The 13,779-nt window shown below is 73.1% G+C and carries 13 protein-coding genes; 3 read left to right on the top strand and 10 right to left on the bottom strand.

The annotated features are described in order from the left end of the window. The first annotated feature begins 76 nt into the window (after positions 1 to 76). On the top strand, positions 77 to 2,089 hold the full coding sequence (locus SNOUR_RS33595) for an ABC transporter ATP-binding protein (protein WP_067354608.1): 2,013 nt from the start codon (positions 77 to 79) through the stop codon (positions 2,087 to 2,089). A gap of 197 nt (positions 2,090 to 2,286) precedes the next feature. Next, positions 2,287 to 3,867: an apolipoprotein N-acyltransferase gene (gene lnt, locus SNOUR_RS33590; RefSeq protein ID WP_067354605.1), complete on the top strand. Its 1,581-nt coding sequence runs from the start codon at positions 2,287 to 2,289 to the stop codon at positions 3,865 to 3,867. Here lnt and SNOUR_RS33585 read toward each other — a convergent pair. Next, positions 3,830 to 4,744 (bottom strand): Gfo/Idh/MocA family protein, encoded by a 915-nt coding sequence (locus SNOUR_RS33585; RefSeq protein ID WP_067354602.1) that lies wholly within the window; start codon positions 4,742 to 4,744, stop codon positions 3,830 to 3,832. The two genes, lnt and SNOUR_RS33585, sit on opposite strands and share 38 nt — an antisense overlap. A 72-nt stretch (positions 4,745 to 4,816) precedes the next feature. Beyond that, the gene (locus SNOUR_RS33580; protein WP_067354599.1) at positions 4,817 to 6,028 is read right to left on the bottom strand and encodes an FAD-dependent monooxygenase; all 1,212 of its coding nucleotides are present in this window, start codon (positions 6,026 to 6,028) and stop codon (positions 4,817 to 4,819) included. Positions 6,029 to 6,228: 200 nt separating this feature from the next. Between SNOUR_RS33580 and SNOUR_RS33575 the strand changes: the two genes are divergently transcribed. Then, entirely contained in the window at positions 6,229 to 6,846 is a 618-nt protein-coding gene (locus SNOUR_RS33575) for a TetR/AcrR family transcriptional regulator (protein WP_067354596.1), read from the top strand. Between the two features lie 23 nt (positions 6,847 to 6,869). Here the strand turns inward: SNOUR_RS33575 and SNOUR_RS33570 are convergent, their stop codons facing one another. The 8 genes from SNOUR_RS33570 to SNOUR_RS33535 all read right to left on the bottom strand — a co-directional run bounded on the left by SNOUR_RS33570 (position 6,870) and on the right by SNOUR_RS33535 (position 13,740). Next, positions 6,870 to 7,430 (bottom strand): hypothetical protein, encoded by a 561-nt coding sequence (locus SNOUR_RS33570; RefSeq protein WP_079143026.1) that lies wholly within the window; start codon positions 7,428 to 7,430, stop codon positions 6,870 to 6,872. 71 nt (positions 7,431 to 7,501) lie between these two features. Next, complete coding sequence (locus tag SNOUR_RS33565; RefSeq protein ID WP_067354593.1) at positions 7,502 to 8,215, bottom strand: uracil-DNA glycosylase; 714 nt, start codon at positions 8,213 to 8,215, stop codon at positions 7,502 to 7,504. Positions 8,216 to 8,282: 67 nt separating this feature from the next. After that, positions 8,283 to 9,248, bottom strand: coding sequence for an aldo/keto reductase (locus SNOUR_RS33560; RefSeq protein WP_067354591.1), 966 nt, complete (start codon positions 9,246 to 9,248; stop codon positions 8,283 to 8,285). Between the two features lie 136 nt (positions 9,249 to 9,384). Continuing rightward, positions 9,385 to 10,155: an SDR family oxidoreductase gene (locus SNOUR_RS33555; protein ID WP_067354589.1), complete on the bottom strand. Its 771-nt coding sequence runs from the start codon at positions 10,153 to 10,155 to the stop codon at positions 9,385 to 9,387. Positions 10,156 to 10,198: 43 nt separating this feature from the next. Further along, complete coding sequence (gene fabG, locus SNOUR_RS33550; protein WP_067354586.1) at positions 10,199 to 10,960, bottom strand: 3-oxoacyl-ACP reductase FabG; 762 nt, start codon at positions 10,958 to 10,960, stop codon at positions 10,199 to 10,201. A gap of 212 nt (positions 10,961 to 11,172) precedes the next feature. After that, the gene (locus SNOUR_RS33545; protein ID WP_039638329.1) at positions 11,173 to 11,568 is read right to left on the bottom strand and encodes a DUF3037 domain-containing protein; all 396 of its coding nucleotides are present in this window, start codon (positions 11,566 to 11,568) and stop codon (positions 11,173 to 11,175) included. Further along, positions 11,565 to 12,389 (bottom strand): HipA family kinase, encoded by an 825-nt coding sequence (locus SNOUR_RS33540; RefSeq protein ID WP_067354584.1) that lies wholly within the window; start codon positions 12,387 to 12,389, stop codon positions 11,565 to 11,567. Before SNOUR_RS33540 ends, SNOUR_RS33545 begins: the two co-directional genes overlap by 4 nt. Positions 12,390 to 12,468: 79 nt before the next feature. Continuing rightward, positions 12,469 to 13,740 carry a tyrosine-type recombinase/integrase gene (locus tag SNOUR_RS33535; RefSeq protein ID WP_174717923.1) on the bottom strand — a complete coding sequence of 424 codons (1,272 nt, stop codon included), beginning with the start codon at positions 13,738 to 13,740 and terminating at the stop codon, positions 12,469 to 12,471. Positions 13,741 to 13,779: the final 39 nt, after the last annotated feature.

Below are 13,779 nucleotides of genomic sequence, written 5' to 3'. Positions count from 1 at the left end.
GTTTAGGTTCTAGGTTCTTTCATGTCGCCGGTCACGCACGGCGATCCCGTGACGACCCGGCAATCAGGAGGCCGCGATGGACATGGAAGTCACCGCCTGGCATTCGCTGCACAGCACGATGACCGCCCAACAGGGCAAGCACCGCCTCTCCCGGGGCACGCTGCGCCGGATCGCGGCCTTCGCCCGCCCGCACCGCCGGATGCTGGTGTGGTTCCTGGTGCTGAGCACCGTCACCGCGCTGCTCGCGGTGGCCACCCCGCTGCTCGCCGGGCGGGTGGTGGACGCGATCGTCGGCCGCACCTCGCCCGGACTGGTCCTGGGGCTGTCCGGGCTGATCGCGGCGATCGCCGTCGCCGAGGCGGGGCTGGGGCTGCTGACCCGCCGGCTGTCGGCGGGCATCGGCGAGGGGCTCATCCTCGACCTGCGCACCACCGTCTACGACCACGTCCAGCGGATGCCGATCGCCTTCTTCACCCGCACCCGCACCGGAGCGCTGGTCAGCCGGCTCAACAACGATGTGATCGGCGCCCAGCGGGCGTTCAGCGACACCCTGTCCGGAGTGGTCAGCAACATCGTCACCCTGCTGCTCACGCTCGGCGTGATGCTCAGCCTCTCCTGGCAGATCACGCTGATCGCCCTGGTGCTGCTGCCGGTGTTCGTGCTGCCCGCCCGGCTGGTCGGTCGACGGCTGGCGGCGCTGCGCAGGGAGGGCGCCGACCACAACGCCGCGATGGGCACCCAGATGACCGAGCGGTTCTCCGCGCCCGGCGCCACCCTCGTGAAGCTGATGGGCCGACCGGCGCGGGAGTCAGCGGAGTTCGCCGCCCGGGCCCGCCGGGTGCGCGACATCGGCGTCCGCTCGGCGATGGTGCAGACGTACTTCGTCACCGCGCTCACCCTGGTCTCCGCGCTGGCGCTGGCCGTGGTCTACGGGCTGGGCGGGTTCCTGGCGCTGCGCGGGCAGCTGGAGCCGGGCGCGATCGTCTCGCTGGCCCTGCTGCTCACCCGGCTGTACGCCCCGCTGACCGCGCTGTCCGGCGCCCACATCGAGGTGATGAGCGCGCTGGTCAGCTTCGAGCGGGTCTTCGAGGTGCTGGACCTCGAGCCGCTGATCACCGAGCGGCCGGACGCCCGTCCGGTGCCCACCGGCCCGGTGTCGGTGGAGTTCGACGCGGTGCGCTTCGGCTACCCGTCCGCCGACAAGGTGTCGCTGGCCTCCCTGGAGGAGGTCGCCACCCTCGACACCCGGGGCGGCGAGGAGGTCCTGCACGACGTCTCCTTCCGCGCCGAGCCGGGCCAGATGGTGGCCCTGGTCGGCTCCTCCGGCGCCGGCAAGTCGACCATCGCCCAGCTGCTGCCGCGGCTGTACGACGCGGACTCCGGCGCGGTGCGGTTGGGCGGGGTGGACGTCCGGGACCTGACCGCCTCCTCGCTGCGCGACACCCTGGGCATGGTCACCCAGGACGGCCACCTCTTCCACGAGTCCATCCGGGAGAACCTGCTGCTGGCCAACCCCGAGGCGGCCGAGGAGGAGCTGTGGGACGCGCTGCGCCGGGCCCGCCTGGACGCGTTGATCGCCTCGCTGCCCGACGGCCTGGACACCGTCGTCGGCGAGCGCGGCTACCGTCTCTCCGGCGGCGAGCGGCAGCGGCTGACCATCGCCCGGCTGCTGCTGGCCCACCCCCGGGTGGTGATCCTGGACGAGGCCACCGCCCACCTGGACAACACCTCGGAGGCGGCCGTCCAGGAGGCGCTCACCGAGGCGCTGGACGGGCGGACCGCGCTGGTGATCGCCCACCGGCTGTCGACCGTGCGGGCCGCCGACCTGATCCTGGTCGTCGAGGGCGGGCGGATCGTCGAGCGCGGAACGCACGAGACACTGCTGGCAGCCGACGGCCGGTACGCCGAGCTGTACCGGACCCAGTTCGCCGGCGGACCCTCCGGGGCTGCGGACGGCCCGGCCCCGGCGGACGTGACGGACGCGGTCGACGCGACGGAGGCGGTGGACGTGGCGGACGTGGCGGTGGCCGCCGGCGCCGCGCCGGGCGACACCCCGGAGCTGTCCACCGCACCCTCGCTGGTGAACTGACGACGCCCGCCACCCGGCCGGCGACAGGCCCCCGTCCCCTTGGGCGGGGGCCTCGCCGTGCGCCTCACGGGAGCGGCGGTCCGGGTGCACGAGAAGTGGCGGGAGCCCGGGAGGGCTGACAACCCTTGAGCGTGGCAAGAGATATCGACGGGACACAGCGGCACACGCTGGGGCAGGCACGGCGACAGGGAGCCCGTATGGACATACCGCTCGGCCACCGGACGCGAGGGACCGGCTCGCTCTGGACGCGCGGTCCGGCCGCCGCGCTCGCCGGCGCGCTGCCCGCCCTCGCCTTCCCGGAGCCCTCGTGGTGGTGGCTGGCGTATGCCGCGCTGGTGCCGTGGCTGCTGTTGCTGCGCACGGCGCGGACCGCTCGACGGGCGGCGCTGTACGGCTGGCTGGGCGGCGCCGGGTTCATGCTGGCGGTGCACCACTGGCTGCTGCCGAGCCTGCACGTCTTCATCCTGGTGCTGGCGCTGCTGCTCGGTGCGCTGTGGGCGCCCTGGGGGATGCTGGTGCGGGCGCTGCTGGGCGGGGTACCGGGTCCGGGGCGGGCCGCCGCCGCACTGGTACTGGTGCCGTCCGGCTGGCTGATGGTCGAACTGGTCAGGTCCTGGGAGTACTTGGGCGGGCCCTGGGGGCTGCTGGGCGCCAGCCAGTGGCAGGTGCCGCCCGCGCTGCGCATGGCCTCGCTCGGCGGGGTGTGGCTGGTGAGCCTGCTGATCGTGGCGGTGAACACCGCGCTGGCGGGGCTGCTCGCCGTCCCGGCCGCCCGGCGGCCCGCCGTCGCCGGTCTGCTGGTGTGCGCGCTGGCCGGCACCGCGGTCTGGCTGTGGGCGCCGCTCCCCCGGCCCGCCGGGACGGTCCGGATCGCGGTCGTCCAGCCCGGCCCCGACGGCACTCCCACCCAGCGGCTGGCCCGCAGCGAGGCGCTCACCGGCGCGCTGGCCGGCCGCGGGGTGCGCCTGGTCGTCTGGGGCGAGAGCAGCCTCTACCAGGACCCGGCGGACCACCCGGCGCTAGCCGCCCGGCTGGCCGCGCTGTCCCGGCGCACCGGCGCCGACCTGCTGGTGAACGCCGACGCGCCGGACTCCGGCAGGGCCGGCATCTCCAAGAGCGCGGTGCTCATCGGCCCGCAGGGCCTGACCGGGGACCGGTACGCCAAGATGCGGCTGGTGCCGTTCGGCGAGTACATACCGGCCCGGTCCGTGCTGGGCTGGGCGACGAAGGTGGGCAAGGCCGCCACCAGTGACCGGCGGCGCGGCACCCACCAGGTGGTGATGCCGGTGCCCGCCGCGGCCGGACTGCGGGTCGGGCCGCTGGTCTGCTTCGAGACGGCCTTCCCGGACATGAGCCGCCAGCTGGCCGCGGACGGGGCGCAGGTGCTGGTCGCCCAGTCCTCGACGGCGACGTTCCAGGACAGCTGGGCGCCGGCCCAGCACGCCTCGCTGGGGGCGCTGCGCGCCGCGGAGACCTGGCGCCCGATGGTGCACGCCACGCTCACCGGGGTCAGCGCGGTGTACGGCCCGCGGGGCGAGCGGATCGGCGAGCGGCTGGGCACCGACCGCAGCGCGGCGGCCGTCTACGACCTGCCGCTGGCCCGCGGCACCAGCCCGTACACCCGGTGGGGCGACTGGGCGCTGTACGGGGCGGTCGCCGCACTGCTCGCCCACGGTCTGGTCGCGGTCGTGCGGGCCGGTGGACGGCGGCGCGGCACCGGTCGCTCCGGGGACGTCGGTGCTAGCCCCGGGCGGCGGCCTGTGCGAGGGCGTCGGTGATCACGCGTTCGCACAGCTCGTGCGTGCGCAGCGCGTCCCGGGCCGACGGCACGCGCCCGGCCCGGACGTCGTCCAGGAAGGCCAGCACGATCTGCTCGATGCCCCGCTGACGGGCCACCGGCTCCCAGTCGCCGCGGCGCCGGACGCTCGGCCGACCTTGGTGGTCGACGACCTCGGCGAGGTTGACGACCTGGCGCCGGGTGTCCTGGCCGGACACGTCCAGCAGCTCCTCGGCGGAGCCGCTGCGGCGGTTCATGGTGCCGAGGGCGGTGAACCCGTCGCCGGACAGCTGGAGCACCACCTGGTCCATCAGCCCGTCCCGGATCCGGGCCCGGACGTCGATGTGCTCGATCTCCCCGGGCGCGAGGAAGCGCAGCGTGTCGACGACGTGGATGAAGTCGTCGAGGACCAGCGTGCGGGGGTCCTCGGGCATCCCGGTGCGGTTCTTCTGGAGCAGGATCAGCTCGCGGGGGTGCTCCCGGCACTCGGCGTATCCAGGGGCGAAGCGGCGGTTGAAGCCGACGGCCAGCCCCACCCCGCGCTGTTCGGCGAGATCGACGATCCGCCGGGTGTCGGCGAGCTCGTAGGCGATCGGCTTGTCCACGTAGGTCGGCACGCCGGCCTCGATCAACCGGGTCACGAGCTCCGGGTGGGCGATCGTCGCGGCGTGCACGAAGACGGCGTCCGGGCCGGCGGCGAGCAGCGCGTCCAGGTCGGAGTGGAGCTGTCGCCCGGTCAGTCGGTAGGCGTCGCCGGCCTGTTGCAGGGCAGCCGGGTTGCGGGTCTGGAGGTGCAGCTCGATGCCGGGCAGCGTGCCGAGTACGGGGAGGTACGCCTTCCGTGCGATGTCTCCGAGTCCGATGCAGCCGACCTTCACGCGATGTCTCCCTTGGTTCCGCGGTCCCGGTGCCCGGGCCCTGGGGATCTCCGGGCACCCGGTCCCCGCAGCTTACGGGGCGCCCGGCGGCCGCCAGTCGGCGATCCCGTCCAGACCGCGCAGCGCGAGGTCGGGCGCCAGGCGGGCGGTGGCCGCGACCAGGGCGCCGCGCAGGGCGCAGGCGGGCCGGGACCGCCAGGTGGAGACCCGGCCGATGCGTCCGGACCGGCGGACCACGGCCATGGTGCGGGGCAGCCGCTGCCGGGTGTACGCGGCGAGCGCGGCGTCCAGCGGCGCGTCCGGGCCGGCCTCGTGGGCGAGGACGACGGCGTCCTCGACGGCCTGGCAGCCGCCCTGGCCGAGGTTGGGCGTCATCGGATGCACCGCGTCGCCGAGCAGCGCGACCCGGCCGCGGTGGAAGGCGGGCGGCGGGGCCGCCGCGGCGTACACGTCGTTGCGGAGCACGGCGGCCGGGTCGGCGGCGGCCAACAGCTGCGGGACGGGCCGGTGCCAGTGGCCGAAGCGGCGCCGCAGTTCGGCCCGCCGGTCGCCGCCGGCCCGGTCGCCGCCGGGCGGGACGGCCGCCGTGGCGTACGCGTAGATCCGCCCGTCGTGCAGCGGCAGGGTGCCCCACAGGCCGCCGGGTCCCCAGGTCTCGTGTGCGGTGCCGGGGTCGACGAGCCCGGCGGCGTCGGCGGCGGACACCACGAAGCGCCAGGCGGTGAAGCCGGCGTAGCGGGGCTCGGGGTGGGCGGGGAAGAGAGCCCGGCGGGTGGCGGAGCGGATGCCGTCGGCGGCGACGACGAGGTCGGCGGTCAGCTCCTGCGGGGCGCCGTCCGGGCCGGTGGTCCGCACCCGGGCGGGCCGGTCCTCGCGCAGCGGATCGCCGGGGTCCACGAGGGCGGCCGGGGCGCCGGTGCGGACCGCGTCGCCGGGCAGCCGGCCGGCGAGCAGGGCGATCACGTCGGCGCGGTGGGCGAGCACGACCGGGCCGCCGTACCGCCGCACGGCCGCGGCGTTGTCCGTGCGGGCCAGCAGTCGTCCGTCGGGGCGGCGGATCTCGCCGGCCAGCTGCCAGGAGGCCATGGCGCGGACCGCGTCGCCCACGTCCAGGGTGTCCAGTGCGCGCTGGGCGTTGGGGGCCAGTCCGATGCCGGCGCCCACCGGCTCCAGGGCGGCGGCCCGTTCCAGGACGGTCACCCGCCAGCCCCGTCGGTCCAGGGCCACCGCGGCGGTGAGCCCGCCGATCCCGCCGCCGATCACGAGTGCGGTGCGCTGCGGCATGGCGCCGCCTCCCTCCCTCTGCCGGGTGACGACGCGTGCGGCGCAGGGCCGCGCGTCCCCCCGGCGTTACTACACCTGTAGTTCCGAACGCCTCAGAGACTACACCTGTAGTCGAACGAGCGGGCAGCGCACCACGGCCGCGGTCCGGCACCGCACTACGGCCGTAGTCAGCCACGGCCCGTCCCGCTAGGCTCACCTGCATGAACGCCCGCGCGGCCGCCGCTTCCCCGCCCCCGATCCCCCGGCACCGGCTGATCGCCGACACCGCCCTGGACCTGCTCGCGGAGCGCGGGATGCGGGGGCTGACGCACCGCGCCGTCGACGAGGCGGCCGGGCTGCCGCAGGGCTCCACCTCCAACCTCGCGCGGACCCGGGCGGCGCTGCTGGCGGCGGCGGTGACGCGGCTGGCCGAACGCGAGGCGGCGGTGCTGGCACCACGGGAGATGCCGGGCGCCGCGGACCCGGAAGCCGCCGCCCCGGCCGCCCTGGCGGACGCGCTCGCGCTCGCCCTGCATCGCTATCTGTCGCACCACCGCGGGCTGCTGATCGCCCGTTACGAGCTGGCGCTGGAGGCCACCCGCCGGCCGGAGCTGCGGGAAGTGTACGACCGGGCGGGCCGGGCCTTCCGGGAACCGGTCCAGGCGCTGCTGACGGCGGCCGGCTCCCCCGCGCCGGAGCGGCAGGCGCTGGCCCTGGTGGCCTGGTGCGACGGAGTGCTGTTCTCCTGTGTCGCGGGGCAGTTCCACGCCGCGGTGCCCACCCGGGACGCGCTGCGCACCTCGTGCGCGGAACTCCTCGACGGAATGCTGCGCGGCTGAGGTCCCGGACCGCGCCGGGCCTCCTATCGGAACGGCCCGGTCGCGCCCTCGATGCGCAGCTCCAGCCGCTGGATCGCCTCCGTGAGGCGGCGGCGGTACTCGCCGTCGGCCAGGGCGCGGACCGAGGCGCGGGCCCGCCGGAGCTGGGCGCGGGCGTCGGCCGGGCGGTCGAGTCCGGCGTAGTCGGCGGCGAGGTTGAGGTGGAGTGCGGGGAAGAACGCCCGCAGCGCGGCGAGGGGGTGGCGGGGGCCCTGGCCGCCCGCTTCGCCCGCGGCCCCGGTCCGCGCGGGCCGCTCGGTGACGAAGCTCTCCGCCTCCGCCAGGGCGCGCAGGTCCCAGTCCAGCGCGTCCCTGGGGTCGTCCTGGGTGTCGGCCATGTAGTGCGCGAGGGCGCAGCGGTGGAAGGCGTCGCCGCGCGGCCCGATCTCCTGCCACAGCGCGGCGAGGCGGTTGCGGGCCTCCTCGCGGTCGCCGGCGCGGTGCAGCATGATCGCCTGGCCGATCCGGGTCAGTACCCCGTCGTCGTGCTCCGCCTCACGGCGCTGCTCCACCACCGCGCACTCCCCGTCCTCGCTCGCCGCCACCACTGGCTCCCCCCGACGCTAACCGCCGGGGGAAAGGTCCGCGCGGTGTGCGCGACGCGAGGGGTGGCCGGTCAGCCCAGGTCGGGGATCCGCCAGTCGATCGCGGTGTGCCCCTGGGCGGCGATCGCCTCGTTGATCTGGGTGAAGGGGCGGGAGCCGAAGAACTTCTTCGCGGAGAGCGGGGAGGGGTGCGCGCCCTGGACCACCGCGTGCCGCTCCTCGTCGATCAGCGGAAGCTTCTTCTTGGCGTAGTTGCCCCAGAGGACGAAGACGGCCGGATCCGGACGGTTCGCGACGGCGCGGATCACCGCGTCGGTGACCTTCTCCCAGCCCTTGCCCTTGTGTGAGTTGGCCTCGCCCTCGCGGACCGTGAGGACGGCGTTCAGCAGCAGGACGCCCTGCTGGGCCCAGGGCATCAGATAGCCGTTGTCCGGAATCGGGTGGCCGAGCTCCTCCTTCATCTCCTTGTAGATGTTCCGCAGCGACGGCGGCGTCCTGACGCCGGGCTGCACGGAGAAGCACAGGCCGTGGCCCTGGCCGGCGCCGTGGTACGGGTCCTGGCCGAGGATGAGCACCTTGACCTGGTCGAAGGGCGTGGCCTCCAGCGCCGCGAAGACCTGCTCGCGGGGCGGATAGACCGGGCCGCCCGCCCGCTCCTGCTCGACGAAGTCGATCAGCTCCTTGAAGTAGGGCTTCTCCAACTCCTCGCCCAGGACCCCGCGCCAGGACTCGGGCAGCATGTCGGTGACCACGTCAACAACCTCCGGTGTGCGTTCCGTTCTCATCGAGAGAACCTACCGGCGACCACTGACAGTGCCGGCCACGGGCCGCACGGCAGGATCCCCCGGCCCCTCACGCGGTGTCCAGCCGGGCCCGCTGGCACGGGTCCAGGACGAGGTCCAGCGCGGCCAGGCACTCGTCGAGCTGGGCCACGGAACTGACCCCGAGCACCGGCACCACCGGCACCGCGCCACCCATCAGCCAGGCCAGCACCACCTGGTTCGCGGTGGCCCCGCACTCCGCCGCCACCTCCGCCAGCACCCGCGTGCGGATCACCGTCCCGGGGTGGTCGTAGCGGTCCGGGAGCGGCCGGTCCGCGCGGGTGTAGCCGCCCTCCACCAGGGGCGAGTAGCCGAGCAGGGTCAGATCGGGGTGCGCGGCCGCGTAGTCGAGGAGTTCCTCGTCGGTCTCCCGTTGGAGGCCGGTCGGCGACTCGGGACGCGGCCGCAGATAGGTGTGCCGCTGCTGTACGGCGCGGAAGCCGGGCAGTCCGCGGACGGCGGCGTGCTGCCGGGCCTCGGCCAGCCGCCAGGTCGCGTGGTTGCTGGCCCCCAGGGTGCCGACCCGGCCGTCCCGGACGAACCCGGCCAGCGTCTCGACGGTCTCCGCGAGCGGGACGGTGCGGTCCTCGACGTGCGCGTAGTAGAGGTCCACCCGGTCGGTGCCCAGGCGGCGCAGGCTGCCGTCGAGGGCGGTGCGGAGCGCGCCGGCGCCCAGGCCCTCGGCGTTGGCGGGCCAGCGGGGCCCGCGGGCCGGGTCGGGCCGGGCGCCGGCCTTGGTGGCCAGCACCGTGCGGTCCGCCGCGCGGCGGCTGCGCAGCCAGCGCCCGAGCACCCGCTCGCTCTCGTCACCGGTCGCGCCGGGCACCCAGCAGGCGTAGTTGTTCGCGGTGTCGACGAAGGTGCCACCGGCCTCGGCGAAGCGGTCCAGGAGGGCGAACGCGGTCCGCTCGTCGACGGTGGTGCCGAACGGCATGGCCCCCAGGCACAGCGCGCTGATCCGCGGTCCGTCGCCGCCGCCGAGCGTGCGGTGGTGCATGGCATCTCTCCCTGACAGGTCCTCGACACACGTGGCGCCGGCCCCTCGTCGGGACCGGCACCACGGACTCTGCCTCTTGGAGCGCACACGAAGGCAAGCCCCGTGGGGGGCCACCCGCTCCGGCGGCCCCCGGGCGTCACACCCCGGCGTTCAGGAACAGCCCGCCGTCCACGACGAGCGTCTGCCCGGTGACCCAGCCGGCCGCGTCGGACAACAGGAAGGCCGCGGCCCCGCCGATGTCCTCCGGGACGCCCAGCCGCCCCATCGGGTAGCCGGCCGCCGCCTCCTCCTCGCGGTCCTCGTAGAGCGCCGCGGCGAACTTGGTCTTGATCACCGCGGGGGCGATGGAGTTGACCCGTACCGCCGGCGCGAACTCGTGGGCCAGCTGGAGGGTGAGGTTCACCATCGCCGCCTTGCTGATCCCGTACGCGCCGATGAACGGCGAGGGCGCGACCCCGGCGATCGAGGCGATGTTGACGATCGCGCCGCCGTTGTCCTTCTGCCAGGCGTGCCAGGTGCGTTGGGCGAAGCCCAGCGCCGAGACGACGTTGGTCTCGAAGACCTTGCGCGCCACGTTGAGGTCGAGGTCGGCGATCGGGCCGAACACCGGGTTCGTCCCGGCGTTGTTGACCAGGTAGTCGACCCGGCCGAAGGTCTCCATGGCCCGCTCGACGGCGGTGGCCTGGTGCGCCTCGTCGTGCGCCTTGCCGGCGACGGGCAGCACCCGGTCGGCGCCGAGCTTCTCGGCGGCCTCCTTGAGGGACTCCTCGTTGCGTCCGGTGATCACGACCCGGTCGCCGCGGGCGACCAGGGCCTCCGCGATGCCGTACCCGATGCCGCGGCTGCCGCCGGTGATCAGGGCCACCTTGCTGGAGGGCTCGGGGAACCCGCTGTCCTGCTCTGTCATATCGCGCTCTCCTGCTCGTGGGTTCCTGCGGTCGGTCCGGCGGTCAGCACAGCGGGCCGCCGGCGACGTACAGGACCTGGCCGGAGACGAACCCGGCCGCGTCGCCGGTGAAGAAGGCGATGGCGTTGGCGATGTCGTCAGGGTTGCCGACCCGCTGCACCGGGATCTGGGTGGCCGCCGCGGTCTTGAAGTCGTCGAAGTCCATCCCGACGCGCGCGGCGGTGGCGGCGGTCATGTCGGTGGCGATGAAGCCGGGGGCGACGGCGTTCGCGGTGACGCCGAACTTGCCGAGTTCGATGGCGAGGGTCTTGGTGAAGCCCTGCAGACCGGCCTTGGCCGCCGAGTAGTTGACCTGGCCGCGGTTGCCGAGCGCCGAGCTGGAGGAGAGGTTGACGATCCGCCCGAACTTGGCGTCCACCATGTGCTTCTGACAGGCCCGCGACATCAGGAACGCGCCGCGCAGGTGCACGTTCATGACGGTGTCCCAGTCGCTGTCGCTCATCTTGAACAGCAGGTTGTCGCGGAGCACACCCGCGTTGTTGACGAGGACGGTCGGCGCGCCGAGCTCCGCCGCGACCCGCTCGACGGCGGCCGCCACCTGGTCGCTGTCGGAGACGTCGCAGCCGATCGCGACGGCCTTGCCGCCGGCCGCGGTGATCTTCCCGACGGTGTCCTTGCAGGCCGCCTCGTCGAGGTCGAGTACGGCGACGGCACGGCCCTCGGCGGCCAGGCGGACGGCGGTGGCCGCGCCGATGCCGCGGGCCGCGCCCGTCACGATGGCGACACGCTGCTCGGTGGTGGACATGCGGGTTCTCCTCACCCTCGATCGTCGAAACCTCGAACACCAGCGGCCGCCCCGATCCAGGTGAGCAACCGCTTAGTAGCCTCAGCAGGGCTGACGCTAGAAGCCCGGCCACCCCCTGTCAACGCCCCACCACCGCACACCCGCCCGCAGACGCCGAACGGGGCGGCCTCCCGAAGGAATCCCGCCCCGTCCACCGCGCACTCGGCGCACCGTCACCGCACCAGCAGCTCCAGCAGCCGCTCCGCCTCCGCCGTGGGATCGGCGGTCAGACCGGTGTGCACCGGTCCCGGCTGGACGATCGTGCTGCGCGGCGCGATCAGCCAGCGGAAGCGCTGCCCCGGGTCCTCCCCGGCCGCCTGTCCGGCCCGCGCGCCGCCCTCGCAGATGCCCTCCACGGCACACAGCGCGGCCCGTACGCCGGCCACGTCCACCGTGGGATCCAGCGCCAGCAGCCGGGCCTCGTCCAGGTGCGTACGGGCTTCGACGAACCGCTGCGCACGGCAGTACACCACCACCCCCGCGTTGATCATCTCCCCGCGCTCGACCCGGGGTACGACCTTCAGCAGCGCGTACTCGAAGACGTCGCGCCCGTTGTACATTCCGCTCACTTCACGGCCCTCCGCGGCAACTTGCCCGCCAGCCACTCCGGTGCCTGCGAGGGCCTGTCCTTCGTCGGCTCCCCGAGGGTGATGTGCTCGCTGACGGTCCGGGCACGGTCCAGCAGCGTGCGCACATACGCCTCGCGCAACTCGTCCGGCGAGTCGAAGCCGGGCTCGCCGTCCAGCCACTCGTCCGGCACGTCCGCGGCAATCTCGGTGAGCAGGTCCTCGGTGATCCGCGGCGCGAACTCCTCGGCCGCAGCCGCCACATCCGGCCCGAACGTGGCCAGCGCGTGGTCGGAGGCGTTGTAGGACCGGGCCGAAGCCTTCTGTGCGGTCGGCCAGTTGTGGTGCCAGATCATCGCCGCGCCGTGGTCGATCAACCACAGCTCGCCGTGCCACACCAGCAGGTTGGGATTGCGCCAGGACCGGTCCACGTTGTTGATCAGCGCGTCGAACCACACCACCCGGCCGGCCTCGCGCGCGCTCACCTCGAAGGCGAGCGGATCGAACCCCAACGCCCCGGGGAGGTAGTCCATCCCCAGGTTCAGCCCCCCACTGGCCTTCAGCAGCGCCTGGACCTCCTGGTCCGGCTCGCTCAGCCCGATGACCGGATCCAGCTGCATCCGCACCAGCTCCGGCACCCGCAGCCCGAGCCGCCGCCCGAGCTCCCCGCAGATGACCTCCGCGACCAGCGTCTTACGCCCCTGTCCCGCGCCGGTGAATTTCATGACGTAGGTCCCGAGATCGTCCCCCTCGACGAGCCCGGGAAGCGACCCACCCTCACGCAGGGGCGTGACATAGCGGGTCGCAGCGACCTCCCTCAGCATTTTCCCAGGCCCCACGAAGCTTTTTCCTTAGATTTCACGGTCAACCCCAAAGTGGTGCACGTCAGCAGACCGCCCGCTCTCAGCCCTGGAGAGAATCTGGAGAGTTTCGACTGGCGCGCCCATCCCGCTCCCCTCCGAACAGCCCATCGATGGCGGTCCGCCCTCTACTTCCTGCCTCCGACATAAAGTGAGCATAGTAACCGAGCGTGATGGCCGGAGAGGAGTGCCCAAGCCACCGCGCCAAAGTCACCACGGATTCGCCTGCCTCCAGCAGGAGGGAGGCGTAGGTATGCCGCAGGACGTGGAAGCCGTCCTTCGGCGCCGCCGCCCACTGCCACGGCTTCGCCCCTTTAGGACACGGCGGAATGATGCCAGCCTTGGCCAGCGCCGGCTTCCAGGTGTACGTGTTCCACGTGTTCACGGCCACTGCGTTGCCGAATCGCGTGGTGAGCAGAAGAGACACCTTCCTCCGCTGCCCGTCCGCCTCCGGCTTCCCCCATGGAAGCTCCACTTCTACCGGCGGGAACGCTGCCACGTGACGCTTCAACTCCTCGGCCACTGAGGAGGGCATGTCGACAGTACGCGTCTTGGCCCCCTTCGGCAGGGCAAAAAACAACTTGCCGTGGATCGCTTGGACTTGGCGACGGACATGAATCACACCCCTGGCGTAGTCGATGTCCTCCGGGCTCAAGCCGAACACCTCGCCCTGACGAAGCCCGCATCCCAGACCGAGTACAACGGCTATACGGTCTCGGGGGCTGATCACGTCACGGACTCGGAGCGCCCTCTCCAACGACCACGCCTCTCGGCGTTCCCGCGGCGCCTTCGGCCACTTCACGGACTTCGCACACATAGGGTTCCTGGCAAGCCGCTTGTCATCAACGGCCGCCTCCAGAATGCTGGACAACTGTGACAGAATGCCGCGCTGGTAATCGACCGAGGCGACGGTGGCCTCCAACGTCGCCGTGTACGCGCGGAGCTCCGCTGCCGTAATGCTTCTTAGCGGAAGATGACCCAAATGCGGGATGATGTGAAGCCGCACTCGCCGCTCTCGGCCCTGCTGAGTCTTCGGAACACCTCCCCTGCCCGGCGCCCAGTGCTTCGCGATGTAGTCGGCCAGCGTGATGGATCCATCGCGCGGGTCGACGAATTCCCCGCGCTCCTCGTCCGTGGCTGACCGGCGAAGCCACGTCTTGGCGTCCTCCAGGGTCTCGAAGGAGCGGTCCCGGATCCCAGGTATGCCGGAGACCTTATATCTCTTTCCCTTACCGTAGCGAGCTGCCCTTTCCCTTTTCCCGGTTACTGGGTCCTTCTTCTTCTTGATCCAGCGATCTTCTATGTATCCGGCCAAATGCGTCTCCTTGTCAAAGGGGGAAATCAGAACTCCACG

It is taken from the genome of Streptomyces noursei ATCC 11455 (assembly GCF_001704275.1).
GTDB classification, from domain to species: Bacteria; Actinomycetota; Actinomycetes; order Streptomycetales; family Streptomycetaceae; genus Streptomyces; species Streptomyces noursei.
Note: the sequence above shows the minus strand (reverse complement) of the source record. Positions and strands in the feature narration are given on the sequence as shown.

Excerpts from the sequence above, each read along its gene's own strand:
- SNOUR_RS33575 (WP_067354596.1), top strand. The coding sequence starts at position 6,229 with ATGAACGCCCGCGCGGCCGCCGCTTCCCCGCCCCCGATCCCCCGGCAC.
- SNOUR_RS33555 (WP_067354589.1), bottom strand. The coding sequence starts at position 10,155 with ATGACAGAGCAGGACAGCGGGTTCCCCGAGCCCTCCAGCAAGGTGGCC.
- SNOUR_RS33565 (WP_067354593.1), bottom strand. The coding sequence starts at position 8,215 with ATGAGAACGGAACGCACACCGGAGGTTGTTGACGTGGTCACCGACATG.
- SNOUR_RS33595 (WP_067354608.1), top strand. The coding sequence starts at position 77 with ATGGACATGGAAGTCACCGCCTGGCATTCGCTGCACAGCACGATGACC.
- SNOUR_RS33560 (WP_067354591.1), bottom strand. The coding sequence starts at position 9,248 with ATGCACCACCGCACGCTCGGCGGCGGCGACGGACCGCGGATCAGCGCG.
- SNOUR_RS33540 (WP_067354584.1), bottom strand. The coding sequence starts at position 12,389 with ATGCTGAGGGAGGTCGCTGCGACCCGCTATGTCACGCCCCTGCGTGAG.
- lnt (WP_067354605.1), top strand. The coding sequence starts at position 2,287 with ATGGACATACCGCTCGGCCACCGGACGCGAGGGACCGGCTCGCTCTGG.
- fabG (WP_067354586.1), bottom strand. The coding sequence starts at position 10,960 with ATGTCCACCACCGAGCAGCGTGTCGCCATCGTGACGGGCGCGGCCCGC.
- SNOUR_RS33580 (WP_067354599.1), bottom strand. The coding sequence starts at position 6,028 with ATGCCGCAGCGCACCGCACTCGTGATCGGCGGCGGGATCGGCGGGCTC.